The 25312-nt window shown below is 52.5% G+C and carries 22 protein-coding genes; 6 read left to right on the top strand and 16 right to left on the bottom strand.

Annotated elements, in window-relative coordinates:
• Window positions 1-203: 203 nt before the first annotated feature.
• Window positions 204-572 carry a hypothetical protein gene (locus OOT00_RS03345; RefSeq protein ID WP_265423874.1) on the top strand — a complete coding sequence of 123 codons (369 nt, stop codon included), beginning with the start codon at window positions 204-206 and terminating at the stop codon, window positions 570-572.
• Here OOT00_RS03345 and OOT00_RS03340 read toward each other — a convergent pair.
• The 11 genes from OOT00_RS03340 to resB form a co-directional block, all read right to left on the bottom strand.
• Window positions 562-1347, bottom strand: a complete 786-nt coding sequence (locus OOT00_RS03340; RefSeq protein WP_265423873.1) for a TIGR02757 family protein — start codon at window positions 1345-1347, stop codon at window positions 562-564. The two genes, OOT00_RS03345 and OOT00_RS03340, sit on opposite strands and share 11 nt — an antisense overlap.
• Window positions 1331-2668, bottom strand: a complete 1338-nt coding sequence (locus OOT00_RS03335) for a sensor histidine kinase (protein ID WP_265423872.1) — start codon at window positions 2666-2668, stop codon at window positions 1331-1333. Before OOT00_RS03335 ends, OOT00_RS03340 begins: the two co-directional genes overlap by 17 nt.
• Window positions 2665-3342 carry a response regulator transcription factor gene (locus OOT00_RS03330; RefSeq protein ID WP_265423871.1) on the bottom strand — a complete coding sequence of 226 codons (678 nt, stop codon included), beginning with the start codon at window positions 3340-3342 and terminating at the stop codon, window positions 2665-2667. The genes OOT00_RS03335 and OOT00_RS03330 overlap by 4 nt, the downstream gene beginning before the upstream one ends.
• Window positions 3336-6482, bottom strand: coding sequence for an efflux RND transporter permease subunit (locus OOT00_RS03325; RefSeq protein ID WP_265423870.1), 3147 nt, complete (start codon window positions 6480-6482; stop codon window positions 3336-3338). Before OOT00_RS03325 ends, OOT00_RS03330 begins: the two co-directional genes overlap by 7 nt.
• A complete protein-coding gene (locus tag OOT00_RS03320; protein ID WP_265423869.1) occupies window positions 6475-7647 on the bottom strand; it encodes an efflux RND transporter periplasmic adaptor subunit in 1173 nt (390 codons plus the stop codon). Before OOT00_RS03320 ends, OOT00_RS03325 begins: the two co-directional genes overlap by 8 nt.
• Window positions 7644-9005, bottom strand: coding sequence for a TolC family protein (locus OOT00_RS03315; RefSeq protein ID WP_265423868.1), 1362 nt, complete (start codon window positions 9003-9005; stop codon window positions 7644-7646). Before OOT00_RS03315 ends, OOT00_RS03320 begins: the two co-directional genes overlap by 4 nt.
• A gap of 278 nt (window positions 9006-9283) precedes the next feature.
• A complete protein-coding gene (locus tag OOT00_RS03310; protein WP_265423867.1) occupies window positions 9284-11743 on the bottom strand; it encodes a DNA internalization-related competence protein ComEC/Rec2 in 2460 nt (819 codons plus the stop codon).
• 79 nt (window positions 11744-11822) lie between these two features.
• Complete coding sequence (locus OOT00_RS03305) at window positions 11823-12266, bottom strand: bacteriohemerythrin (protein WP_265423866.1); 444 nt, start codon at window positions 12264-12266, stop codon at window positions 11823-11825.
• A gap of 62 nt (window positions 12267-12328) precedes the next feature.
• A complete protein-coding gene (murA, locus tag OOT00_RS03300) occupies window positions 12329-13582 on the bottom strand; it encodes a UDP-N-acetylglucosamine 1-carboxyvinyltransferase (RefSeq protein WP_265423865.1) in 1254 nt (417 codons plus the stop codon).
• A gap of 11 nt (window positions 13583-13593) precedes the next feature.
• Window positions 13594-14430, bottom strand: a complete 837-nt coding sequence (gene ccsB, locus OOT00_RS03295; protein ID WP_265423864.1) for a c-type cytochrome biogenesis protein CcsB — start codon at window positions 14428-14430, stop codon at window positions 13594-13596.
• A 59-nt stretch (window positions 14431-14489) separates the two neighbouring features.
• Window positions 14490-15866, bottom strand: a complete 1377-nt coding sequence (gene resB, locus OOT00_RS03290; RefSeq protein WP_265423863.1) for a cytochrome c biogenesis protein ResB — start codon at window positions 15864-15866, stop codon at window positions 14490-14492.
• Between the two features lie 572 nt (window positions 15867-16438).
• On the opposite strand from resB, the gene OOT00_RS03285 reads away from it, so the two are divergent.
• From OOT00_RS03285 to OOT00_RS03275, 3 genes are all read left to right on the top strand, one after another.
• Window positions 16439-17383 (top strand): ABC transporter ATP-binding protein, encoded by a 945-nt coding sequence (locus OOT00_RS03285; RefSeq protein ID WP_265423862.1) that lies wholly within the window; start codon window positions 16439-16441, stop codon window positions 17381-17383.
• 138 nt (window positions 17384-17521) lie between these two features.
• Complete coding sequence (locus OOT00_RS03280; RefSeq protein ID WP_265423861.1) at window positions 17522-18268, top strand: ABC transporter permease subunit; 747 nt, start codon at window positions 17522-17524, stop codon at window positions 18266-18268.
• A 65-nt stretch (window positions 18269-18333) separates the two neighbouring features.
• The gene (locus OOT00_RS03275; protein ID WP_265423860.1) at window positions 18334-20259 is read left to right on the top strand and encodes a GldG family protein; all 1926 of its coding nucleotides are present in this window, start codon (window positions 18334-18336) and stop codon (window positions 20257-20259) included.
• 178 nt (window positions 20260-20437) lie between these two features.
• Here the strand turns inward: OOT00_RS03275 and OOT00_RS03270 are convergent, their stop codons facing one another.
• Both OOT00_RS03270 and OOT00_RS03265 read right to left on the bottom strand, forming a co-directional pair.
• Window positions 20438-21640: a pyridoxal phosphate-dependent aminotransferase gene (locus tag OOT00_RS03270; protein WP_265423859.1), complete on the bottom strand. Its 1203-nt coding sequence runs from the start codon at window positions 21638-21640 to the stop codon at window positions 20438-20440.
• A 107-nt stretch (window positions 21641-21747) separates the two neighbouring features.
• Window positions 21748-22527 (bottom strand): GNAT family N-acetyltransferase, encoded by a 780-nt coding sequence (locus tag OOT00_RS03265; RefSeq protein ID WP_265423858.1) that lies wholly within the window; start codon window positions 22525-22527, stop codon window positions 21748-21750.
• A gap of 539 nt (window positions 22528-23066) precedes the next feature.
• Between OOT00_RS03265 and OOT00_RS16345 the strand changes: the two genes are divergently transcribed.
• On the top strand, window positions 23067-23273 hold the full coding sequence (locus OOT00_RS16345) for a type I restriction-modification system subunit M N-terminal domain-containing protein (protein ID WP_368407570.1): 207 nt from the start codon (window positions 23067-23069) through the stop codon (window positions 23271-23273).
• Window positions 23274-23490: 217 nt separating this feature from the next.
• A complete protein-coding gene (locus tag OOT00_RS03260; protein ID WP_265423857.1) occupies window positions 23491-23622 on the top strand; it encodes a hypothetical protein in 132 nt (43 codons plus the stop codon).
• Window positions 23623-24052: 430 nt separating this feature from the next.
• Here OOT00_RS03260 and OOT00_RS03255 read toward each other — a convergent pair whose 3' ends face one another.
• From OOT00_RS03255 to OOT00_RS03245, 3 genes are all read right to left on the bottom strand, one after another.
• Window positions 24053-24238, bottom strand: a complete 186-nt coding sequence (locus OOT00_RS03255) for a transposase (protein WP_265423856.1) — start codon at window positions 24236-24238, stop codon at window positions 24053-24055.
• A gap of 177 nt (window positions 24239-24415) precedes the next feature.
• Entirely contained in the window at window positions 24416-24877 is a 462-nt protein-coding gene (locus OOT00_RS03250; protein WP_265423855.1) for a pyridoxamine 5'-phosphate oxidase family protein, read from the bottom strand.
• Between the two features lie 17 nt (window positions 24878-24894).
• A complete protein-coding gene (locus OOT00_RS03245; protein WP_265423854.1) occupies window positions 24895-25257 on the bottom strand; it encodes a hypothetical protein in 363 nt (120 codons plus the stop codon).
• Window positions 25258-25312: the final 55 nt, after the last annotated feature.

Below are 25312 nucleotides of genomic sequence, written 5' to 3'. Positions count from 1 at the left end.
CTGCTCCGGAAAAAGAGATTCAGCCGACCAGACCGATGGCCTGCTATCTCTTACGCCAAAGTCTTTCAAAAAAACAGTCTTAAAAACAGGCCGCCTTTTTATTTTATTTACCCTTCCCATCCAGCACTTTATGTTTTATTATAAACACAGTTCAGCTGCATGGTGGTTTATTCCCCACCCCGGAGCACCCAAGGAGGTTCCCAATGATTCAGCCCATTTCCGGCAACATCAACCCATACAACGTATCTCCCGTACAGCAGGTAATGGCCCGCCCTCCCCATAATCAGGGAGAAGAACTCATACCGCAGCAGGCGGTACAGGATGCGGCTATTTTCACACCTTCTGAAACAGCACGGGCCATGATGACCTCCGGATACGGCCCCGAAGGAACGGTTACATCATCCACCACTCCGCCTTCTGCTGCAGCACCTGCGCAGGAAGCCCAGACAACGGCATCTCCTGCGGAAAGAGCGCAGAATCTCTACCAGCAGCCGGAAAGTGTAATCCGTGAATTCACACAGGCTGCCAGCCATTCCATCCAACAGGGCCAGCAGGTGGATATCATGGTATAAACCCGGCGAGAAATGCGGCAGGCTCCTTCTTCTCCAGGATGCCCGCACGGGTCAGAGCAAAATCATAGCGGACCGGATCTTCAGGCGTAAAACGGGCAAAGCCCCGGGTAATTTCCCTTGCGGTTTTTATATCCCCTGATTTCCGGTCCGTCATTTCTGCAAGCAGGGCCATTCGGTGCATATGTACATCCAGAGGCACAAGCAGTCTGTGAGCCCCCACGTCTTCCCAGAGTCCCGTATCAACAGCATCCTTTCTCACCATCCAGCGCAGAAAAAGGTGAAGCCTTTTGCAGGCACTCCCCCTTGATGGCCTTGGGAGCAGATGACCCGGATCCATGGGGGCATGGCGAAGGATTTCATCCACAAACCCCTGCAGCCCTTCTTCAATATCCCCTCCCCGGTCTCCAAGGGCAAAGACAGCTCTCAGGCTGCCATGCTGACGCAATACCGTCTGAACCCCGCAGAGAAATCCCGTCATCTGAGGGCCATGGGCAAAACGATGCCTGAAATTCATAAAAGCCTGCTCCAGACCGTACCTGTCCATATCCAGTAACCAGACCGCAGGGCTGGGGCCTGAAAGGGCAAAAAAACCTTCCAGAGATTTGAGAATCTGCTCCACCCGGCCATAGGCAAGAACGGCGGCTACCAGACCGGCCACCTCCATATCCAGCGGGCTGTCAAAGGCATAGAGTGTTTCCAGAGGATCGGGATGCACAAAGGCTCTGTGCGTATAACGATCATAAATAGCTTGCAGTATCTCACGGGTAAAAAGCATGTTCCTTCTTTTCTGGAAAATCCCTGCAAGGTCTGTGGAGTCTGTCTCCATCCATAGAAAGGCAGACGGAGTGCCTGCCATCGGATACCTTACTGGTGTACGACCATCCGAGCCGCTGGCTTAAATTTTCTGTCAGCTGCAACCCAAAACCGAATCCGCTGTCTCTGCTTTCTCCATGCTCTGGGGTGCAACAATTGCTTATCCACACCATGGCCCCTTTCTGGCGGATCCGAATATCCCCTTCCCAGGTATGCTGAAAGGCGTTCCGAATAAGATTTGCCAATACAATACGGGCCGGAATTTCCGCAAGCATTATACGGCAGGGCTCTGTTTTTATCACCAGATCTACCTTTTTACCATTCAGGAGATAAAGAATTTCCGTAAGCACGGAACGAATCACCATTTCAAGATCCACCTTTTTTACAGGCAGTTCCCGTTCCGGCTCCCAGCTGAGCCAGAGCAGGGTTTCCGTAAGATTCTTCATGGTCAGGCTGGCCCGGTCAATACGATTAAGGCACTGCCTCTGACGGGAATCTGATGTATCCATCCCCCGTTCCATGCGCTTGTATAGCAGCTCCACATTACTCCGAATCACGCTGATGGGAGTACGGAGCTCATGGCTGCTGTAGCGAAGAAAACGATACTCTCTTTCCAGGCTTTCCTGCACGGAACAAAGGCTTGTACGGATCAAAGCGGCCAGGGTATTGAGCTCGGCATAGGCAAAATCCGGTGGTGCTTCCAGCAGCTTCTTTTCATCCAGCTCCCGTGCCCATCGCCCGAGATCCCCCACCCGCCGTTCCACCTGCCTGAGCATCACCCAGATAATGGAAACAATGGCTGCAAGGCTGCACATACTGATACCGGCAAGCAGATGCAGACTCTTTTTACTTTTATTTCCAACAAGGGCGGAAACGGTCTCCCTTGTTGCCGTATGGACAACAAAGTAAGACGTTCCGTCATGATCCACAGCCATCAGAAAATGCATTTTATCCGGAGGCTCCCACCACCGCGATGCCACCCTTTTCTTCACCATCAATCCGGTTTGCTCCGGTTTGGTCAAAGAATGACGAATATTCTCCGGCAGCCCTCCCCATTCCGCCGCAATCCAGTATCCGCTGAAGCGATGCGGCTGCCGACGGTTTTCAGCAGGCGTGATCTGAACATAGGTTGCCACCACTTCTGCCATATTTCCTGCTATGATGTTATCCATTCCGCGCACAAAAAAATGCATACTGAGCAGCGAATACCCGCTCACAAGAATCAGGGCAATGGTGAGAAAGGAAAGGGTAACAAACCATTTCAGACTTATCTGATATTTCATGGGCTGCCTTTTTCCCTGATTGCAAAACCATGACCGGGGACAGTCTGAATCATGGATTGCTCAAAGGGTGCATCCAGTGCTTTTCGCAGATGGAAAAGATGCACTTTCAGACTGTCACTGTCCGGCGGGTCTTCTCCCCATACGGCCTCCGTCAGCTTCTGCCGTGAAACTGTTTCCGGTGTTGAGCGCATCAGGGCTTCCAGAATCTTCCACCCTGTGGGAGACAGCCGGATTTCTTTTCCGGCCCGCGTAACCCTTCTTGCCATCATATTCATTTCCAGATCTCCGCATCGCAGCAACCGGGTCTGACCGCTGCGCCTTCCTGCCAGTGCATGGATTCTCACCACCAGTTCCTTCAGTTCAAAGGGCTTGACCAGATAGTCATCCGCACCCGCACCAAATCCTTCCAGCTTATCCTCCAGCTGCCCCCGTGCCGTCAGCATCAGTACAGGGGTTTCTTTCCCTTCCCTCCGGACAGTTTCACAGACATGAAGTCCGTCCATACGAGGCAGGTTGATATCCAGCAGAATCACATCGTAACAGTTATTCCGAATGAGCTGCATCCCTGCCATACCGTTACCGGCATGGTCACAAAGGACGGATTCAAGGGCAAGGTAATCAATCAGGGTTTCGGCAAGATCCAGATCATCTTCAACAAGAAGCACACTCAGCATAGACTTTGTCTTTCCCGGGAAAACCGAAGAAAATACCGCATCCTTTTCATTCGCATACAGACATCATCGTGAATCATAAGAAGCACGGGGATCAGAACCAGAGTCACAATCGTACCGAACATGATGCCATAGGCCAGAGAAACCGCCGCAGGAATCAGAAACTGAGCCTGCAGGGAGGTCTCCTTCAAAAGGGGAAACAGGCCGGCACAGGTGGTGAGCGAGGTAAGGAGTACCGCACGCAGCCGACTGCTGCAGGCCTCACTGATCGATTGTTTTATATTCTTTCTCTTTCTTTCAGCCGAATTAAAGGTCACGACCAGCAGCAGACTGTTGTTCACAATCACTCCCGCCAGAGCAATGATACCATTCAGGGAAAGAATACCCAGAGAAAGATCATTCAGCCAATGGCCCAGCATCGCACCGATAATACCGAAAGGAATGGCTGTCATGATCAGCAATGGCTGCACGTAGGATTTCAGGGGAATTGCCAGCAAAAAATAAATCATGAGCATGGCCAGAAGAAACATCCGTATCATGGAAGTCTGGGTTTCTGACTGCTGCTCCGCTTCTCCGGCAAAATGGATGTCCAGGCCGGGATACTGCCGCTTCAGTTCCGGCATGAACTCCTGAAGCTGAACAACCAACTCCGTTGCCGACAGAATATTTTTGTCCACATCCGCCGAAACATAAACCGCCCTTTTACCGTTGATACGGGTGATTGTGTCACGGGTGTACCCGTAGCGCACTGTGGCAACGGCAGACAAGGGTACGATACGGCCATCTTCCGTGCGCAGACGGGCCTGCAGGACATCCCCCATATGCTCACGTGACGAGTCCGGATACCGTACCCGAACTTCCATCTCATCATTCTTTCTCTGAAAACGCTGCACCACCTGCCCTTGAAAGGACTGCAGCACCTGCTCTGCCAGCATCTCCATGGTAAAACCCATGGCACGACCCTCCCGTGTCAACTGCAGATGAAGCTGGGGTTGACCCGGTTCAAGATTATCATCCATTCCACTGACAGCAGGTATGGCCCGGAGCCTCTTTCTGACTTCCCTGCCAGCGGCAACCAGAATTTCATCATCATCAGCCCGCAGTTCAATACGCAGGGCATCCACCATGGCAGGCTTGTTCTGAATACTCAGGGAGTGTGCTCCTTCCGGCATGCCTGCCAGCTCACGCCATCGCAAGGTAAAAGAACTGATATCATAGGAGGTATTGCTTAGAAGCTCCACCTTTATGGAACCGGACTGATCCGCCTCCGATATAACCTGAAGGCTGGCAATACCTGCGGGGCTGCCTGCCCCCTTACGCAGATCAAGGTCGGTCTGTATGGCACTCTGTTCAAGGAGCAGAAGTGCCGCATGGGTCTGGCCGTAGCTGCTGTCTTTTTCCATGGTAAGCTCTGCGCGCACAATATCACCGGCCATATCAGGAAAAAAACTCATCCGCACAGCACCCGTCAGGGGCATGGTGATAATCACCATAAAAACAGCCATAAAAAGAATCAGAACAGCATAGCGGTAATGAAGTGCCTTTTCGACCACAAAACCATAGCCGTGAATGGTAAATCCATTCAGAGCCCTGTCTGCTATTGACTGCACACGCTGCCAGGCTCGTATAACCCGATTTCTGCTGCGATAAGGGCGGGTATTCAAATGGGCCAGATGAGCTGGCAGAATCAGCTTCGATTCAATTAAGGAAAGGGAAAGGCAGATCACAACAACCGTTGCGAACTGTGCGTATATCTGCCCGAGATGCCCGCTTATCTGAGAAATGGCGTAAAAGGCTGCAACCGTTGTCAAATAACCAAAAATTGTTGGCATGGTTACCCGAAGGGTGCCCCGGATGGTATTTTCCACCCTGTCTCCCCGAACGGAGCGCTCCGTATACACACTCTCTCCCACCACCACCGCATCATCCACAACGATACCCAAGGCCATAATAAAACCAAAGGTGGTAATTTCATTGATGGAAAGACCTGCAAAGGCATCTCCCATAAAATAGAAGGCCCCGACAAAAATAAAGGGAAGCCCTGCTGCTACCCAAAAAGCCACAGAAAGATTGAGAAAAAGTGCCAGCAGCACAAACACCATGGCAAAACCAGTAAGGGCATTCGTTCCCAAAAGCTGCAAACGGTCTTCGATCATATTGCTGCGATCATACCATGTGGTCAGATTCACTCCCCCAGGAAGCTTGCCGTTACCCGTCCAGCCTGCCACCACCTCAACTGCACCGGCCACGGAATCGGAAATATCATCTCCCCCTGTGGTAATCACCTGCAGGGCCATACTGTTACAACCGTTGTAACGCGAAAGAACGGCTGTATCATCGGTAAAGGTATCCCGAACCCGTGCCACATCTCCAAGAAGAACCTGTGCTCCTCCGCTGTCACGTACCAGAGGTATGGCGGCAAAGGCCTCCCTGGTATAGGCCTGTTCCGAGGCTTTCAACTGAAAATACATCATGCTGCTGCGCATGGTTGGACTGGGAATGTCTGTGGAGTACTCACGAACACGTCTCTCAACATCAGATAAAGACAAACCGTAAGCCTGCAGCTGACCTTCATCTATTTCTATGGACATCATGGGATCCAGCCACCCATAAATTCGTACCCGATTAACCTCGCTACGGGAAAGCAGCTCCGTTTTCAGGCTGTCTGCAAGATACTGCAGGGTTCTCCGGTCTGTATCTCCATACAGCTGGATCCAGAGCGCATGTTCTTCCCGCTCCGCTTTTTCGATGACCGGTCTTTCCGCATCCGCCGGGAAATTGGAAATGGCATCCACTTTCGTTTTCACATCCCTGAGCAGTACATCCAGATCATAACCGTCACGTTTTTCAATGGTGATGGTGGAACCACTGCGCGTGGACATACTGGTAACTCTTTTAATACCGGAAACACCTTCAAGCTGGTCCTCTATCTTAATCGCCAGACCTTCTTCGGACTGGCTGGCAGAGCCGCTGTCATAGGTCACAGAAATGGTCAGACTATTAGGTTCCAGACTGGGAAAAGCTTCTTTCCGCAGGCCGGTAAGCTCAAAAAGCCCAAGGACAATCACAAGCAGAAGAAGAAGATTCGCTGCCACAGGGTTGGTGGTGAACCAGGGGATCACACCGCGCAGATTCTTATTCATGTCCTTTTACCTCCACCGGATTCACCTTCATCCCCTGCACATAGCTGCTCAGGGGACGGACCAGAATCTGCTGTTCCTCCCCGGCCAGACTTTCCGGTGCGGCAATATAGATTCCCTTATCATCACTGAATATGATGTTTGAATCAAAAGACCGCAACAACTGGTCTTCTGTCACATACCAGATTTCACCATTCTGGCTCAGGGATGAGGGTGGCAGACACCAGAGATTACCCAGTTCAACACCCGGTATCACCATGTTGACAAAACTTCCCGCCAGAAGTGGTGGTTCCCTGTCCAGAGGTGCATCCACAGCCACAATCAGAGCCCGTTGCCGTGTATGGCTATTGGCATGCTGCTCCAGCCTGAGAATTCTCCCGTCCCAAGCCTCACCACTCTGAGCATGCCACACCTGAACCGGCCATAGACCACTGTTCACAACACGGCTTTCCGGCAGCATGGCCCACTCTTCTGAAGCCAGATGGATCCGGATATCAGCCCGATCCGTACTGTAAAGAACAGCAATCTGGCTACCCGACTGCAGATAACTTCCCGGGGCAATGGATCGCTCCACCACAATGGCATCAAAGGGAGCCCTGATTTCGGTCCGCTCCAGTTCCCTCCCGGCTTTAGCCAGTGCTGCCTCCGCACTGGCAACGGCGGCCAGAGCCGCTGCCAGCTGAGGGGCCCGCAGCACCAGCTCAGAATCCGGAGCTCCCTGCAGATCGGAAGAAGACCATTCTGCTTCTGCCTGCCTGCTTCTGCCTTCTTCCTCCAGCAATGCAATCCGGCTGTCCGCCAGCTCTTTCTGAGCCAGAGCTACAGCCGAGCGATACTCACTGTCCTCCACCGAAACAAGGAGCGTCCCTTTTGCCACCCTCTTGCCCGGCTCACAATCTTCACCAAGGCTCTCCACAAGACCACTGATCTCTGCTGTGAGATCCAAAGAAAACCGGGGAGATACAGCTCCATAAGCCCTTACCACAGCCCCATGGGTCCCTGCCTTTGCCCGCACAACACTCACATCGGGGTATTGCACAGGATGACTCTCAATGACCACCGGCACCCTGGCCCCTTCCCGCATGCTGTTCACAATCATCCAGGCAACAGCAATAAAAACCAAAATGGCTGCCACCGTAACCATCCACTGTAACGGAGCCTGCTTCATCGATCCACCCCCAGGCCAAGTGCCAGCCCAAGACCAATGCGGTTCACCAGACGTTCATAGACAAGACGATTCATTTCCATAGTCAGTTCATCCACTTCCTGCTGCATTTCCAGCAGCGTCAACCTGTCGCTCAAACCTGAAGAATACTCTTTTTCCCGATGGTGCAACCGGTTACGCAGGGCTGCCAGTGCGCTTTCCATATGCACAAGCTGCCGGGTAAGGGAACGCTCCACTCCTGCCGCTTCCCACACCTCATAAATGGCTGTGAGCAGGGTTTCGCGATAGGCCTCATAACTTCTCGCCTCTGTCAGCTCCGCAATTTCAACGGCTGCCCTCAGTCTCCCCCCCTGAAAAATGGGGGCCGTAAGCTGTGCTAGCAGAGACCATACCGGATCTCTCATCAAGGCAGAGCCGGGAGAAGAGGCCGCATCCTCCAGAACAGCCTGCAGGCGGATACCCGGGAGAAGGTCCTTATAGGCAACCCGAGTGCGAAGGGCATCGGCCTCAATGGCCAGATAGGCCGCTTTCAGATCCGGCCTGCGCCCCACACTCAGTTCAGGCACATCGGCCACCGGTACCAGAACAACTACTTCCTTTTCTGAAAAATCAAAGGGCTCGTCACGGTCACGGCCCAGAAGAATCGTGAGCGTTCGGGCATGCCCTGCCATTTTTTCCATGGATGCCTCCAGATCGGCATTGGCGGATGCAAGGGAGCTCCGTAGTCGATCCAGATCTTCAGCCGTGGCAATGCCGCTCCTGTAACGCTGTTCCGTGATCATCTTTCTTTTTTCCAGAGTGGATATACGTTTTTCTTCTATGATGATCCCATCAAAAGCCCCGGCCAAAGCCAGCCAGGTCTTCATCACCTCCGCCCCAAGGGTGTCCCGCGCGGCCTGATATAAAGCGGCCTGTTGAGCAGCATCTTTTTCCACAGCCAGACGGCTGTCCGCCAACCTTTGCCAAAGATCCGCCTCCCAGCTGATGGTCAGGGAACCCGTGTAGGATGTTCCATCATCCTTTTCCCTTTGCACACCATAGGCAGCACTCACCTCGGGCATACGCTCCCCGGAAGCCTGCCTGTATTCCGCCATAGAAATCTGCAGGGTAAACAGGGTCTGCTGCAGTCCTGGATTCGCATCCAGTGCCTCTGCCACAAGCTCTTTCAGAGAATCCGATCGGATCAGATCACCCAGAATGGAAGTCCGAATCTCGCCATCAAGAGATGACCAGTCAAAAAGTCCGGACAGGGCATTATCTGCCATGGGAATTGAACTTCCCGAACTTTTCATAAGGCTGCACCCAATGATCAACGGACAGATCAAACCAGACAAAACAACGATGGTACGAAACACTTGCATTCTTTCTCCCTCAGCCAGTCATCATAAAATGCTGTCCGGACAGCACCTGAAAAATCCGGCTGATCACAGTCGGATGATCCGGATATGAGGCAGGAGAGGTTAAGGGATGGTTAAATCTGTTTTTTCGTCAGGGGAGTACAGCGGGTACAATGGAAAGGGAACCAGCCAGAAACAAGGGGCCACGGAGACAAAACCCGGCCTGCTGGCTCCATCAGGGCAGATAAAATTCTAACACAGCTTAAAAACCATCCAACAACAACACCACACAGAGATCTTCATTACCAAAGCCTGTCCCAGATACCGATGGGGGTATGCCCTGCCTTAATGGTCTCTTCCTTGAAAACAAGGGTGACGGCTCCCCCCGTATCCGTTCGGAAAACCCGCACACCGGAAGCTTCCAGCCTACGGAGAACCTCCACCGAAGGATAACGGTAACGGTTTCTGACACCGCAGGAAATCAGGGCAAGGGAAGGATTCACCGCGTGCAGAAAAGAGGCCTGTGTGGATGTCCGGCTTCCATGATGCCCTACAAGGAGTACATCCGACGCCAGGGCATTTCCATGGGTTTTCGCATAATAGCTTTCCGCCCTTCTTTCCGCATCTCCCGTAAACAGCATGCTGCCATGGGGCGTTTGCATGCGGAAAACCAGGGAGTCATCATTAACACTGGAAAACCGCATGGAGCCGGGACCAAAAAATTCAAAAACCGCCCCTTTCAGCTCCAGAGGATCCTTTTCCATGGAAGGGTGCCGGATACGGGTGCCCCGTTCTCTGAAGGCCGACACAAGTTCCTGCCCCATGGTTTCCTGCAGGGCCGCCTCGGCTATCCAGAGTTCTTTTACCCGGTACCGCTCCGCCAGATAAAAAAAACCCCTCACATGATCCGCATGGGGATGGGATGCCACCAGCACATCAATGGTTCGAATCTTCTGAAAATCCAGCCATGGAGAAAGAATACTTCGGCCTGTATCCATGGAGTCCGGCCATGGGAACCCGCCACCATCCACCAGCATAACCCCTCCGCCGGGCAGCCGAATGCCTGCAGCCGAACCCTGCCCCACATCCAGTATGGTAACAACAGGGCTGTCCGGCCCCATACGGGCAAGGGTCCATCGCAGGGTATCACCTGCCAGAAGCAGTACCAGAAAAAGAGCCAGGGCCACCCGTGGCCTCTGCCATCCTTTTTTCTTATCAAAACCCAGCCAGAGAAGGAGAAACCCATACAGAATAGTCACTTCCAGCAGTGTAAGAGCACCGGGCCGCAGTACGGCAAAGGGCAAACTGGACGCACATTCAGCCAGTCCATTTCCCCATGAGGTCAGTACACCTGCCAGTTGCAGGAACCTCTCACCTGTGCGGAAAAAGAGGGATAAAAAAAGACCTGCCATGGCAAGGGGCAGGGTCAGCATCCCCATGAGCGGTACCATCACAAGATTGACGGCCATACCAATCAGGGAAACCTCCCGGAACACGTAAAGGCAGATGGGAGCTGTAAACAGGGCTGCAAAAAGAGAGGTTTTGAAAAGCCCTTTCAGCCACAGCAAGGCACTGGCATGAACATCCCTCACACCGGAAAAGGACTGGGGATAACGCTGAAAGCCCAGAATCAGACCGGCTACGGCAGTGATACTGAGAAGATAGCCCACATTTACAAGACGTTCAGGCTCCGTTGCCAGAAGAAGGGCCGCCGCCAGTATCAGGAGGCTCCATACATCCGTACGGCGACGCATCACCAGAACCCAGAGTCCGCAGGCTACCATGACCACAGCCCGTAAGGCCGAAGGAGCCCCACCGGATATCATGGCATAAGAAAGGGCCGTAACAAGGGCAGGAAAAGCGGCCACCCTTCGGGTCAGACCCCGTTCCGTAAAAAAACGAAACCACCGTAAAAAACGTTCGGTAAGCCAGAAGATACCACCGGCAAGAAGCCCCACATGAAGACCGGATATGGCCATGAGATGGGCAATACCGCTTTTTGTATACGCTTCCCGCAGGGCAGGGGTCACATGACTCCTGTCACCAATGAGCATGGCGGAAAGAACCGCCCCTGCATCCCTGTCCTGCACAGCCGACCGGATCTTTTCTCCAAGAAAAAAACGGAATCGATCCACCTTTGGGACAAGCCCTGCGGGCTCCGCATCCAGCACCTCCAGATCCCTGTATCGGCACCAGACCCGCCCCATGATGCCCCGACCATGCTGAAATCTCCGGTAATCGAACCCACCCGGATTCTCAAAATTATCAAAGGGTCTGACTTTACCTGTAAAACGAACAAGGCTTCCCGGCAGGGGAACCTCCCCTTCACCCACCAAAGTGAACACCAGCCTTCCCTCAACGGACATCATCTCGCCGGAATACCTACGGACTTCCACCTGCGTCAGGTGGGACTGCGTCCTTCCGTAGCGGGGCTTGGGCAGACCATGGATACGACCCGTTACCTCAACGGTGTCGTTTTGAACAAAAGAAACAAGGCGGCCTGCTTGCCTATCCGGTCCGTGTACCTGAAGACCGGTCAGGTGTCCCACGGCAAGCAGGCATAGAAGGGGGAGAAGGCAGGAAAAAAAGAGGGAGCGGGGGCTTCGAAAAGACAGAGCCAAAAGTGTAAGACCCGTCAGGGAAGCTATCTGTACACCAAAAGCTGGCAGGGGCCAAAATCTCGCCCAGAAAATGCCCGCTGCAAAGGCCAGCAGCAGAGGAATGGCCGGTCTTTTCCAGAATGATATGGATGAAAAACGCACAGGTTTCAACCCATGGTTACGGGTCTGCCGGTCCGAAAGAGCCTATGGCTCAGGCAGCTGAATATCCGGCATGATGACATCACCTGCCGGGGAAAAACTGCGCCAGCTTTCTTTTCACCCAGCCTTTATCCAGATGGGGGATGACGATGGGTGCAAAAGCCTTGTCTTCGTTTTTAATATGTGCCACTAGCCAGCGACTGAGCATGGTAAGCAGATCATGGGCAACATCTTCTCCCTCATCAAGACGCTTCTGGTAGCGCAAAACCTGTTCCTTGAAGCTTTCATGAAGAAGACAATGTTCCCGAAAGAGCTCATAACCAGCCTCCTTCATGAGCTTTTCCTCAAAACGGAAATGGGTGACCGTGTATTGGATCAGCTTTTCCAGCACCACCGAGGTCTTCGCGGTGTTCCCCTCTTCCACTGCCGTGGCAAGAATATTGATGTAGTCAACAATCTGCCGGTGCTGTGCATCTATTTCCGGGATATGAATTTCCAGACCTGGAACCCAGCTCCAGTAGGCCATGCTCTGATCTCCTGTTGTATCCTTTTACGGGTCTTTTCGGACATTCTGCTTTCCCAGTAATATTACCGGATACGGCGGATACGGGCTCCCAGCCGTGTAAACTTCTCTTCCATGGCCTCATAGCCCCTGTCCAGATGATAAACCCTGTGCACCACCGTTGTATTGGTGGCCACAAGACCTGCCAGAATAAGAGAGGCACTGGCCCGTAAATCCGAAGCCATGACCGGTGCGCCGGAAAGCTCCTTTACGCCCCGTATCTTGGCCGTATTCCCCGCATGCAGACTGATGGCGGCGCCCATACGCTGCAGTTCGCTAACATGGATAAAGCGGTTTTCAAAAATATTTTCCGAAATCACACTGGTTCCCTCTGCCATGCTGAGCAGTACCATGAACTGCGCCTGCATGTCCGTGGGAAACCCCGGATAGGGCTGGGTAGTTATATCCACACTTTTGATTGGAAACTGCCCCCTCACCCGGGCCCAGTCCGGCCCAGTTTCCACATGTGCACCGGTGGCCCGAAGCTTGTCTATGACAGCCCTCAGGTGATCCGGATTGCAACCACAGGCTGTCACATCTCCTCCGGTCAGTGCCCCTGCCACCAGAAAGGTCCCTGCTTCTATGCGATCCGGAATAATTTCTGTACTTACGGGTTGGAGGGAAGAAACCCCCTGAATGGCTATCTTCGATGTCCCCGCCCCTTCCACCGAGGCACCCATGGCATTGAGCACATCGGCCAGGGCAACAATTTCCGGCTCCCTTGCCGCATTTCTGAGAATGGTTTCGCCTTCGGCAAGGGCAGCGGCCATCATCAGATTCTCCGTGCCCCCCACCGTAGGCACATCAAAACAGATATCCGCTCCCTTCAGACGCGACGCTTCCGCTTCCACGTATCCATGTTCCAGACGGATACGGGCTCCCATGGCCTCAAGCCCTTTGAGATGCAGATCCACGGGCCGTGCACCAATGGCACAGCCACCGGGCAGAGAAACCCTGGCCTTACCCAGTCTGGCCACAAGGGGACCCAGTACCAAAATGGAAGCCCGCATCTTTCTTACCAGATCATAGGCGGCCTCCGTACGGTTGAGACCCGCCGCATCCACGCGGACCCGATCCTCATCCCTTGTCACGGTACAGCCCAGATCTTCCAGAAGAAGAAGAATAGAATCAATATCTCTCAGATTGGGAACACGGGAAAATCCACAGCTTCCTTCCACCAGAAGGGCCGAAGCCAGAATGGGAAGGGCTGCATTCTTGGCACCGCTGATGGGCACTTCCCCGTTCAGGCGCACACCACCTTTGATTTCTATGGTATCCATGGAATCCCTTATCAGAAACTGCCGTAACTGTGCAGTCCGGGAAGGAAGTTAACGCCAAAGTAGGTAAACATCACCGCAGCAAAACCCAGAATGGACACCCAAGCAATTTTTTTGCCCGTCCAGGAGCGCATAAGCCGGGCATGGAGCAAAACGGCATAAATAATCCAGGTGATCAGAGACCAGGTTTCCTTGGGGTCCCATGACCAGTAACTGCCCCAGGCGGAGTTAGCCCACACCGAACCGGTAATAATTCCCAGAGAAAGAAAAAGAAAACCAAACACCACCATACGATAGGTAAGGTCATCCAGTATGTCCGGGGCCGGAAGACGGCTTCTCCAGCCCCTGTCACTGCCCTCCCCCGGATGAATGAGGAACATGATACTGGTGGCAAAGGCCAGAGCAAACCCCGCATAGCCAAGAAAACAGGTAATGACATGGACTGTCAGCCAGTTGCTCTTCAAAGCAGGCACCAGCGGCCGGATCTGATCATTGATATGGGGAGACAGGGAAGCATAGGCGATGGCAAGAAAAATAAGTGGACCAAAAAAAGCCCCCACTTCCCTGCGGCCCGTTTTCCATTCCACAAACAGATAGAGGGCTGCCATGCTCAGGGAAAAGAAAACAAGGGATTCATACAGGTTGGACAAGGGAATACGTCCGATACCCATCTGATAACTTTCCGCCCAGCGCAGACAAAAGCCAACCGTATTGCCAAGCAGCCCTGTCCAGAGAAGAACCGTAGCGCCCTTACCCCAGGCGGGTTTTTGAAAGACCCAGGCCGAAAGGTACAAAAGGGCGGCGGCACCATATACAAAGGTAACAATGGAAAGAATAAGAGAACTGTTCATCGCTCTTCCTTATACTTTTAGTATGAAAATGAAATTTGAATTCACAGAATTCGAATGAGTCAGGCCTTTTTCAGGTTTTCTGCAATCCGCACAACCCGATGATTCAGGGCATGCTGACCACGGTTGGCAGTACCCGCCACCGTATACTGCACACCACCGTCTTCCCCCTTTTCCAGAAGGACAAAAAGTCTTCTGTGCGAGAGAAAAAAGGCAACCCAGCATCCCAGCAGCATGAGGGTGAAACCCAGATACACCAGCCCCACACCGGGATCTTTGCTTACCTGAAGGCCTGTAAAATAAAGGGGCTCATAATCATTTATCTCTATGGCGAAACCCCGTTCTCCCATGCGCATGCGGTCAAAACCCGGATGCCTCCGGGGCAGCACCAGAGTTTCTCGTTTGCCTTCGGCGGACTCATAGAAGCCCAGGAAGGTCGGCCCCAGCCTGTGCCCCCGCAACTGGAAATTGTCCATAAAATTCATGAGAACGATATGACCGTCCGTAAAGGGAACGGAAAAAGGCTCCCTCACCTCGCCCGTCAACAGGATGGGTTCTCCCTGTTCGGGGATCAGCTTCAGGGAAACGGAACGGGCCGCAGCCGTACCATAACTGGACTGATACATACGAACACCCTGATAGGTCAGGGGATGGTTCACCCGGATATCTTCCGTGAGAATTTCCTTTCCGCCCCTGTCCAGCAGGGTGAGGGTGGAACGGTATTTTCGGGGCGTTCCATCGGGGTAAAAACCCACATAAAAAGAATCACAACGGATGGAAAAACCCGGATCCATGGTTCCCCCACCACCCCTCAGCCTGATTTCATGGGCCGTTTCACCCTCAGGGATATTCACAAAACCGGAGAACCCGAACAGGGAGCCCACAAGGCCACCGGCAAGAAGAAGCAGTACACTCAGATGCACCACATATACCCCAAGACGGGTCCAGCGTCCGAACTCCGCATGCACCAGCCGACTGTCCCCTTCCCTCTCCACACCGGTACGAATGGCCCAGCCCCGCAGGGAATCAAGTGCCTTTTTTTCGGCTGTATCCAGATCTTCCTTCCGGATAAAAACAGCGGCATTATCCAGCTTCCGAACCCTTTCCGCACGGGGAGGACGGGCCGTTTTCCGTACCCAGCGCCATACGGCGGGCAGACGCTCAAGGCTGCAGACAATGAGATTGACGGCCAGCAGCAGAAGAAGCAGCTGAAACCACCATGAATTGTACATGTCATGTAAATACAGAAAGGAGGATATCTGTGCCCACAGCCCTTCTCCGGCCTCGGGCCGGGCACCGGGTCTCTGGGGAATGAGGGTTCCCACCACCGAGGTTGCCGCCAGCAGCAGCAGCACAATGATGGAGAGTTTTATGGATGCAAACATCATCCATACCTGCCGGATGACACCTTGTTCCTCTGTTGCTCTGTTCTTTTCCATCAGGCCCTTTCCTTAATCTTGCCGAAAAAACAGCGACATAAGGGGCTTAGGTTTGTTTGGGGACAAAATACCGCCCCGTTCATGAAAGATCTTTTTCCATTGTTCCCAGCTTATACACTCCACAGGCCCAAAGGACCTGATGTTCAGCCTGATATAACAGATCACGGGTACTTTATTCCGGCGGCAATAAGAGCTTCCGGTGAAAACCAGAAAGCTTCCGGAAGGACCGGATGACAGACAGTGGGCTGCAAAGGAAGTCCTTCACTGTGACAGGTAAGCCGAAAAACAGGGTTTGTTTTTCCAGCCCTGTCTTCCTAACAGAAGCCATGGCCTTGCGCAAGTCAGGCCGACCTATGGGTTACAAGCCATTTGACAAAAAAGGCTTGCGGCCTTAGTTTTTTCCGGATCATACAGAAATGCTACCATGCAAAATTTACATTTTTTTACAATTCCTCATGACCTATCCGGTTTTCCCATGACCTGTACCGAATCGCGGCACAGAACGGCCCTCACAAAAAGCCATGACAGGGCCTCCATCAAACTCCAACCGCCATTTTCAGGAGACATGTTTCATGATCGAAGTCAAAAGCCTCAGCAAGGACTTCAACGGCAAAAAAGCCGTGGATGCCATCTCCTTTACCGTTGAGAAGGGAGAGATACTGGGTTTTCTGGGCCCCAATGGGGCCGGAAAATCCACCACCATGCGCATGATCACAGGCTATCTGCCACCCAGTTCCGGTACGGCTGTCATTGATGGTTGTGACATTCTCCATCACCCCATAGAGGCCAGGGCCAGACTGGGCTACCTGTCGGAAACAGCCCCTGTATATCCGGAAATGACCGTACGGGAATTTTTACTTTTCTGTTCGGAAGTCAGGGGTTTTTCCGGAAAGAACCGAGGCAGAGCTGCCGATACGGCCATGGACAGATGTTTTCTGACAAGCGTGGCGAACCAACCCGCCCATACCCTTTCCAAGGGATACCGCCAGCGTGTCAGTTTTGCCCAGAGCATCCTCCATGATCCCGCCTACCTGATTCTGGATGAACCCACAGACGGGCTGGACCCCAATCAGAAACATGAAGTGAGGCAGATGATACAGGCCATGGGAGAGGCCAAGGCCATTCTCATTTCCACCCATATTCTCGATGAGGTGGAAGCCCTCTGCCCCAGAGCCCTCATCATTGCGGAAGGTCGTATTGTGGCTGATGACAGCCCGGAGAACCTTCGCCGTCAGGACCCGGATTACGGTGCCTGCACGCTCACTCTCAGCAGCCCTCCGACTGCCGCACTTCTCGAAAAACTTCGTGCCCTTGGTGAAGTGAAACAAGAAACACTACCCACGGATACAGCGTTTGCCCGGCTCCACATCCGGCCCCGGCAGTATCAGCCGGACTTTTCTTCACAGATCGAGGGAATATGCCGCCAGTCCGGAGCTTGCCTCACCGAAATTTTCATTTCACAGGGCAGGCTGGACACGATATTCCGAATGCTGACCACCCAGCAAAATGCAGCCTGAAATAAACGATAATGCCATACCGGTGCCTTACCCACTTCCCCTTCCCGGAGAAGACCGGTGGAAAGAAATCATTTCCGGATTCATCCCTTTCCGGAAACAACCTGACAACACTCCATACTGTCATACAGGGAGCATTCCATGACGCCCTCTTCCTTTCACTCCATACGCGCCGTGTTCAAACGGGAACTCATGAGTTATTTCATCACGCCCGTAGCCTATGTGTTTCTTGTTATTTTTCTCATACTGCAGGCCTTTTTTACCTTTCAGGTAAGCCGACTCTTTGAATCCGGCCAGGCAGATCTCAGACCCTTTTTCGACTGGCAGCCCTGGATTTTTCTTTTTCTCATTCCCGCTGTCTCCATGAGACTCTGGAGCGATGAACAAAGGCAGGGCACCCTGGAGCTGCTCCTTACCCTGCCCCTTTCCCTGACGGCCATCATTCTGGGAAAATTTCTGGCCGCATGGGCCTTCATCGCACTGGCCCTTTTTCTCACCTTTCCTGTGGTGCTCACGGTGCTCTATCTCGGCAGTCCGGATCTCTCTGCCATCTTCTGTGCCTATCTCGGCAGCTTCTTCATGGCCGGAGCCTTTCTCAGCGTGGGCATTTTCACATCCGCCCTCACCCGCAGTCAGGTGATCAGCTTTGTGCTGACCCTTATTTTCTGCCTGCTCTTCGTTCTTGCCGGCTATCCACCGGTCATGGATATGCTGGGGGCCAGTGCCCCCCAAAGCCTTGCCTCCTTCATTGCAGGTTTAAGTTTTTTGACCCATTTCAACACCTTTGCCATGGGCATTTTTGATCTCAGGGATCTTGTCTATTATCTATCCGTCATTGTTTTCATGCTTACGGCCAACGGCATTCTCCTCGTGAACCGCCGCTCCTGAGTATCCTTCATCCTGACAACTGAAACGCGACTATCCATTCCCTATGGATTTCCATGGAGTATGCAATGACAGACCACACAACGAAACATGCCGGTACAACCCTTCCCAAAAGCCTTGCCATGCTGGGCATCCTTTTTATCGCTCTTCTTCTCCTGAATATTCTTTTCTCAGGCGTCCGTATTCGCTGGGATGCCACCTCAGACAAAATTCATTCCCTTTCTCCGGGCACCAGAACCATCCTTGCCAAAATGGAAGAACCGGTCAGCATCCGCTACTACTTCAGCAATGATCCCCTTCAAATGCCTGTCCATTTCAGGGCCTTTGGTCGCAGAGCCGGTGATCTTCTCAAGGAATACGAAGAAAGCTCCGGAGGAAAAATCCAGCTGGAAATCATCCATCCGAAGCCCGATTCAGAGGAAGAAGACTGGGCCAGAACCTACGGCATCGAACCTCTGCCAACACCCGGCGGTGAGAACCTCTATCTGGGTCTGGTGGCCATATCCGGAAACCGGGAACAGACCATAGCCTTTATGGATCCTGCCAGAGAAACCAGCCTTGAATATGATATTACCCGCACCCTTACCCAGATCAGCCGGGCTGAAAAACCACAGGTGGGTATTCTTTCCGGCTTGAATATTTACGGAAACCACGGCATGCCCGGAATGGGCGGCAGCAACAGATGGTTTTTTCTCAAAGAAATGGAAAAAACCGTCCGTCTGCATACCCTGAACGGAGACGATGAACACCTGCCCGAAAAACTGGATCTTCTTATCCTTTTCCAGCCGGATCATCTTTCTCCCTCCATGCTCCATGCCATTGACAGCTATGTGAGCAGCGGCGGCAACCTCATGGTTTTCAACGATCCTGCGGCCGTAAGTGACCCCATGTACGGCTACGGCCCAACGGAATCTCCCCTTGCGCCGCTCTTTGAAGCATGGGGACTGGAAAAAGACGACCGGGTTGTGGTGGATTTTCACGCGGCAACCAGGCTCATGGGCCAGAATAATCAGGTGGAACATAACCCTTCATGGCTGAGTCTCGATGCCTCTGCCATGAACAGCACCCATCTCCTTACGGCCTCTCTGAATTCCCTGCTCCTGCCCATGGCAGGTACGGTGAGCCTTGGAGAAAACAGCCCGCTCACGGCAGAAGTTCTGGTTTCATCTTCGGAAAACGCCGCCCTCTTTGATCCTGTGGCTGTTCGCATGGGCGTAGAAAGTATCCGCCGATCCTTTGCGGCAGAAGGCAAATCCTATCCTCTGGCCATGATCTTTACGGGCCAGTTCCCCGTGACCTTTCCCGATGGTCCCCCTGAAGAAAAAGGGATTCAGGCCGAAAGCATCGGAGAGGGCACGGCAGAAAAAGCAGATGACAGGGAGAAAGAAGACGGCCTTGCCGACCGCAAGGCAGCTGCGGAGACAAGGGAGCTGAAACCCGCCACCCTTATCTACATAGCGGATGCCGATCTTCTCTTTGATGCCTACTACATGAACCGCCAGAACTTTCTGGGCTTTGAAATGGCAAGGATTTTCAACGACAACCTGAATTTTGTTCTCAACAGCGTGGAAATGCTCAGCGGCAGCCCGGACCTCATCCATGTACGCACAAGGGATATCACAGATCGCCCCTTCCACAGGGTAAAGGATCTGGAGCGTCAGGCCGAAACCCGCTGGCTGGCAAGGGAACAGGCCCTGCTGCAAAGGGCAGAAGAAGCCTCCCTGCGCATCCAGATGCTGGAAAACCAGAAACAGGGCGAAGATGCCCTTGTTCTCAGTGAAGAGCAGGAAGCGGAACTCCGCAGGTTCAATGAAGAAAAAATCCGCATCAATCAGGAGCTGAAGGAAGTCCGCCGCAACCTCCGCTCGGACATCGATGCTCTGGGAACCCGGCTGACCATCATCAATATGCTGGCCATTCCCCTTCTTGTAGCCGGGGCAGGCATTGTACTGGGCATTCAAAGACGGCGTAGAAGCAGGCAAGTGATGGAGTAGGATTCTCTGCATCCCCTGTCAGCGAGAATTCTGCCGTTTCCCTCTGACCCTGAGGGCATCCTTATTCACCAATGCTTGGAAGAGAGAGAGGGGTGGGAGTAATGGGGAGAAACAGACTCTGCTTTTCTCCCCTGTCCCACAGGCATAAGGCCTCATAAGACATGCCTGTTTTATGAACTCACCTGAAGAGATGTCTCCCGCACCACCGGCAGGCATCAAGAAATTTTTCATTCACCGCATCCCCATGCAGGGTCATACGAAGAAAACCCTGATTCTGAATACCTGTAAGACGATTCAGGTTAGCCGTCAGAAAACCCCGCTCTGCCAGAAGGCCATGGAGGGCATCCGCTCCAAGATCTCTGTGACGAAACATGAGCGTATTGGTATCAGACTCAAGAAACATGAAAGTCTCAAGTCCTGAATCCTGCTGTCTGATGCGGTTAAAAAAACATTTCTTACGCTCCTGATTACGGCGGCGGATCTCGTTGACATAGTCCCCATCCAGAACCGCAAGCTGAGCCATATAAAGAGAAAACCAGGAAAAAGGAAACATGGGGCGGTAGGTATTGGTGGCCTGCCTGAGTCTTTCGGAAGAAGCAGCCATATACCCTACCCTTGCACTGGGCAGGCAGTGAACCTTTGAAAAGGTACGGAGAACCATCAGATTCGGGTATGATTTAAGAAGACTGCTGGCACTCCGTACGGCATGGGGTCTGTCCGTATATTCTCCATAGGCTTCGTCCACCACCACAAGAGTTCTCGTTTCCGAGGCATGGGAAAGAAGCCTGTGAATATCATCCTGCGGAATGAACTGCCCTGTGGGATTAACGGGATTACTGAGCCATACAAGCCGGTATGTCTTTTCCTTCATCTTCCGGCAAAGACTTTCAAGGATATTTCCATCCCAGCACAGGCCCGGCATTTCCATGAAAGTAAGGGAAGCCCCCATTCTGAAGGAAACACTTTGAAAAACATCAAAATTGGGAACGGGTATGAGCACGTGGTCTCCCGGATCCAGCACAGCCCGGGCAATGTGATCGATAACAGACTCCAGACCGGCTCCGAAGACAAACCATTCCGGGGGAATGTCGTGGTGAAGCGAAAGCTGTCTTCTGAGGCGCTGATAACTGTTCTCAGGGTATTCGGTCAGGCTGCCCGTGATAAGTCCAAGAAGCTCTGGGGTTTCCAGCACATCCTGAATCAGCGGAGAAAAGCCATCGATATTTTTTCCAACGTCAAAACGATACACATTCTCAAGACCGTATTTATTTTTCAACTCCTCCACCATCGTAAGCTCATCTACGTCCCTGCTCAGATAGTCGCTGGATTCTCTGCCAAGGGCCATGCGTGTGAGACGGGAAAGGCGGGCCTCTTTGTTCATGGATACTTCCTTTTATAAAATGTCCGGGCAAACTTTTTTACCTTCAAAACGGGCGGAAGAAAACCTGAGTTCTTCCCGGATTCTCCGGACAGAAATGGAGTGGCCACTCACATGCTGCGGGAAAGAAGATAAAAACTTCTGCGGCCTGTATCGCTCATTTCCGAAACAAACTTTGTGGCATGGTAGGAGCGCCGGTTCAGATATTCCGTAAAAACCCGGCGGGTATCCTGCTGCCAATGCAGCAGCCTTTCCATCTCACTCCTTTTCATGGCCTTGAGATCTCCCGGTATTGCAAGAAGCACCGCATCGTCATGGGGCATATGTTCCGGACTTGCCAGAGGATAACGGGCCAGAGCCCAGGCTGCACTCATACGTTCCCTCTTCTCCGGCTGCCCCCCAAGCAGACAGCGCACCAGAAGCCTGTCCATGGGCATACCCGCATGCATGGAGCAGGGAACATGGTAGCAGTCTTCCATATAACGCACCCCCCTTCCACCGTGCAGCGTCAGATAGAGGTAGGCATTACGGCTTTCCATGGGATCATAGGTCCAGGCCATCTCCCGGATATTCCGGGAAAGAAGCTCCTGAACCAGAGCTCCATGGAGCAGCCCTCCCACGCTTCGGTCACGGAATTCCTCCCGTACCCCCAGCATATGTCCATAGGCCAGGCCCGGTTCCATGGTAGCCATGGCAATAGCCATACCCACCATGCGTTTTTTGACAAAAGCACCCATAACCAATCCCGTACGCACATCCTCCATGGTCCAGGCCTTCAGACTGATCGGAGAAGTCACTCCCTGATCTTCAAGCCCCCAGATAGTTTTCTGCAACTCAATGCATGCTTCCAGCTCCTCCGGTTCAGACAGTATGCGGATCTCTGTTTCCATGGCAACGACTCCTCGCTCTTTACAGCCCTGTATTTTTGAGAAGAATACAACATTTTTCCGGAACCAGTCTCTTCTGCAGGTAACCTTTTTTGAAAAACCGAAGTGCATCAGGGTTTCGGACAGATGGTATTCAATATCAGCAGCCCGTTTACTCTCATGTGAGATTCGCCATTCACCCCTGAGGTCTGTTTGACTTGCCCAAAAATCACTGTATATAGTTTGCACTATTTTCATCAGGAGCTTTTCTGCATTTAATTTTTCTCTATACTGAATATGATAAAAAGCAGAGAAGCAGGCAAGTCAACGTGATGGATTGCGCTTTGCCAGAAACCCTGAATGACAAAACGGCGGGTGGCCCATGGCGGGCATGGCATTCCCATAAAGAACAGCAGACCGCTTTTCTACGATTCACAAGGCCCCTGCCCTCCTGATTGCATCTTACCGCTCGTCTCCGTCTGACACACCGTTTGCACTTTTTATTAAGGATCACCATAGCCAGAAAAGCAGCCCCCAAACAGGAAGAACCCATAAAAAAACAGATGTGGAAAGCGGCGGACAAGCTGCATAAAAATATTGATGTGGCAGAATACAAGCACATTGTGCTGGGGCTGATCTTCCTCAAATACATCTCCGATGCCTTGATGCCCTGTATGAAAAGCTCCGGCAGGGTGAAGGCGACTATGCCGGGTCCGACCCGGATACGCCCTGATCTGCAAAGTGAATGCCTTGAAATAAAAGGATTTTAATAGCGAAAGTTGACAGATATGCGATAATGGATTCTGTTCTGGCCGAACGCTCCGGCAAATGGGCAACGATGTTGCCCAAATTCCATGGCGTATGCCCCGTATCTGCCATCCTCAGCCCGGGAAATGGACAGTCTGAACAGGAGCAAAAAAACTTGCCACGAGGTGGCAGGGTGTCCTGTAAAAACGGAATCGCTTTTCGGGTGTGAAGGAGCCATAATTGCTGGAAGAAGTTTTCTCACGGGAACTGGAAAGGGATGTACGGGATATCCGTTACCCAGACCTGATTCGGAGTCTCCGTTACAAAATTCTGTTCCAGAAGGTTTGCGGCAACCGGCAGCTTGTGGTTTGAGTTCGTGGTTGCCTTGAATTTTTTAATCTGTTTGCAGCGGAGCCCCAGCTTCCTGCGAATCCGTTTGATCCGGTGAACTCCAATATGAACATTGTGATCGGCACGATCTTTCTGCAGACATTCCGGGCCGCAGGTTTCTTCTGTTCTTTGATGAACCGCTATGATGTCGGGGGCGAGCCGTTTTTCCTCTTTATTTCGTGGAGAATCCGGTCGTTTCAGCCAGCCATATAGCCGCCGGCTGGAACCTCCAGAACCCGGCATAGCTGAGGAGCTGAATACTGCGGTCAAAATTGTCTGATTGCCGTGTACCGGGCAGCGACTCCCGAGCAAAGTACGCGGTGGCTTTTTGTAAGATATCGCGCTCCTGTTTGACTTGAGCAAGCCCTCTCGTAACACGGTCAAGTTCCTCTTCAACCTGTGTGAGAGGCCGCTACTGGCCACCAATATCGAAAAGTCCTCCGGCCTTGCCTGCTCTTACCCAATTCTGAAGGGTCGACCCAGGCAGGGAAAATTGCCGTGATGCTTCATATACTGACAGACCACCTTCGATGACCATTTTCACGGCTTCATTACCGAATTCTTTCGAATAACGACCGTTCGTTGCATTTCTTGCCATTCAGACACCTCCCTTTTAATTGAATAGTAACTTTGGTGTCCGATAATTTCAACTTACCTCACTTCATACCACACCATAAAAACGTTGATTCAGAACCCTCAGAAAAACAAATCCCGTCATCTGGAAGCACCCATTTGCGCCAACATACTTGCCACTGCCAACCTGGCTGGCACCTGGTCAATCCCGGGCTTTCCCTGTCACAGTATCCATGGAAATCCTGAATACGCGGGTCTTCGCGTGGCTGGTCGCGACATATATCAGACCATCTTCAAGGTAATCTGCCGCATATTTGCGAACAAGCCCCTCAAGGGCCAGCCGTTTTTCTCCTTCAAAGACTTCCGTAATCCCACCGAAAACAATGACGCTTTCGTACCGTGTGCTGAATTTTGACGGCAGCACTTCCGTACGGCCTACCACGCAGAGGGACACCTTGGGAACCAAGGTGAGATGATCGATTTTATGCCCTTCCGGAGCGCAATGAAAATAGATCCCATTCCCGATCACACAGAAGTTCAGGGGAACCCCATAGGGATCTCCTTTGGAGCCTGCCATGGACAAAACCCCGTATTCTGCCGTATGCAGGAGACAAAGGGCATCTGTCTCCTGCATCTGTCTGTCCGATCTTCGCATTCTGCGCATGATGCTTCCTTCTGTTCTTATTTTCCCACGGTTTCCACGCAGGATGTCCTGTAGGTTTCTTCCTTTGTTTCGACCCCGATCTTGAATCTGGTGTAGTATCCTATATGATACTCTGAAACCCCGAATGCTCGCCTGCAGGCCTGTACCGCCTCATCAGAGACCACGCAGAATTTTTTCCCCTGAGCCTCTTCATAGCCTGTCAGGACGGCCACATTGCCAAGATAGCGCTCAGAGCCAGTCTGGCAGTCATAGCATTTCACAACGACAGAGCCCACGGCTTTACAGTTTGACTCGTTGGCCTGCCCTGTTGTAGCCAGAGCGAATGGGGGAAGCACCAGAGTGACGATACAGATCAAAAGGGTACAGGCTGACCGGAACATGTGGAATTCTCCTTTTTAAAAAATTTTGGTATGGACTGAATCTCAGACATTATTT

Origin of the sequence: Desulfobotulus pelophilus (assembly GCF_026155325.1) — a bacterium.
Lineage (GTDB): Bacteria > Desulfobacterota > Desulfobacteria > Desulfobacterales > ASO4-4 > Desulfobotulus > Desulfobotulus pelophilus.
The sequence above is the reverse complement of the archived record's forward strand: the minus strand, read 5'-3'. Positions and strand labels throughout refer to the sequence as shown.

Coding starts and splice junctions, on each gene's coding strand:
- OOT00_RS03270 (WP_265423859.1), bottom strand. CDS start 21,640: ATGAACAAAGAGGCCCGCCTTTCCCGTCTCACACGCATGGCCCTTGGC.
- OOT00_RS03285 (WP_265423862.1), top strand. CDS start 16,439: ATGATCGAAGTCAAAAGCCTCAGCAAGGACTTCAACGGCAAAAAAGCC.
- ccsB (WP_265423864.1), bottom strand. CDS start 14,430: ATGAACAGTTCTCTTATTCTTTCCATTGTTACCTTTGTATATGGTGCC.
- OOT00_RS03330 (WP_265423871.1), bottom strand. CDS start 3,342: ATGCTGAGTGTGCTTCTTGTTGAAGATGATCTGGATCTTGCCGAAACC.
- OOT00_RS03280 (WP_265423861.1), top strand. CDS start 17,522: ATGACGCCCTCTTCCTTTCACTCCATACGCGCCGTGTTCAAACGGGAA.
- OOT00_RS03250 (WP_265423855.1), bottom strand. CDS start 24,877: ATGCGCAGAATGCGAAGATCGGACAGACAGATGCAGGAGACAGATGCC.
- murA (WP_265423865.1), bottom strand. CDS start 13,582: ATGGATACCATAGAAATCAAAGGTGGTGTGCGCCTGAACGGGGAAGTG.
- OOT00_RS03320 (WP_265423869.1), bottom strand. CDS start 7,647: ATGAAGCAGGCTCCGTTACAGTGGATGGTTACGGTGGCAGCCATTTTG.
- OOT00_RS16345 (WP_368407570.1), top strand. CDS start 23,067: ATGTGGAAAGCGGCGGACAAGCTGCATAAAAATATTGATGTGGCAGAA.
- OOT00_RS03265 (WP_265423858.1), bottom strand. CDS start 22,527: ATGGAAACAGAGATCCGCATACTGTCTGAACCGGAGGAGCTGGAAGCA.
- resB (WP_265423863.1), bottom strand. CDS start 15,866: ATGGAAAAGAACAGAGCAACAGAGGAACAAGGTGTCATCCGGCAGGTA.
- OOT00_RS03340 (WP_265423873.1), bottom strand. CDS start 1,347: ATGCTTTTTACCCGTGAGATACTGCAAGCTATTTATGATCGTTATACG.
- OOT00_RS03325 (WP_265423870.1), bottom strand. CDS start 6,482: ATGAATAAGAATCTGCGCGGTGTGATCCCCTGGTTCACCACCAACCCT.
- OOT00_RS03305 (WP_265423866.1), bottom strand. CDS start 12,266: ATGGCCTACTGGAGCTGGGTTCCAGGTCTGGAAATTCATATCCCGGAA.
- OOT00_RS03315 (WP_265423868.1), bottom strand. CDS start 9,005: ATGCAAGTGTTTCGTACCATCGTTGTTTTGTCTGGTTTGATCTGTCCG.
- OOT00_RS03335 (WP_265423872.1), bottom strand. CDS start 2,668: ATGAAATATCAGATAAGTCTGAAATGGTTTGTTACCCTTTCCTTTCTC.
- OOT00_RS03345 (WP_265423874.1), top strand. CDS start 204: ATGATTCAGCCCATTTCCGGCAACATCAACCCATACAACGTATCTCCC.
- OOT00_RS03255 (WP_265423856.1), bottom strand. CDS start 24,238: ATGGCAAGAAATGCAACGAACGGTCGTTATTCGAAAGAATTCGGTAAT.
- OOT00_RS03245 (WP_265423854.1), bottom strand. CDS start 25,257: ATGTTCCGGTCAGCCTGTACCCTTTTGATCTGTATCGTCACTCTGGTG.
- OOT00_RS03275 (WP_265423860.1), top strand. CDS start 18,334: ATGACAGACCACACAACGAAACATGCCGGTACAACCCTTCCCAAAAGC.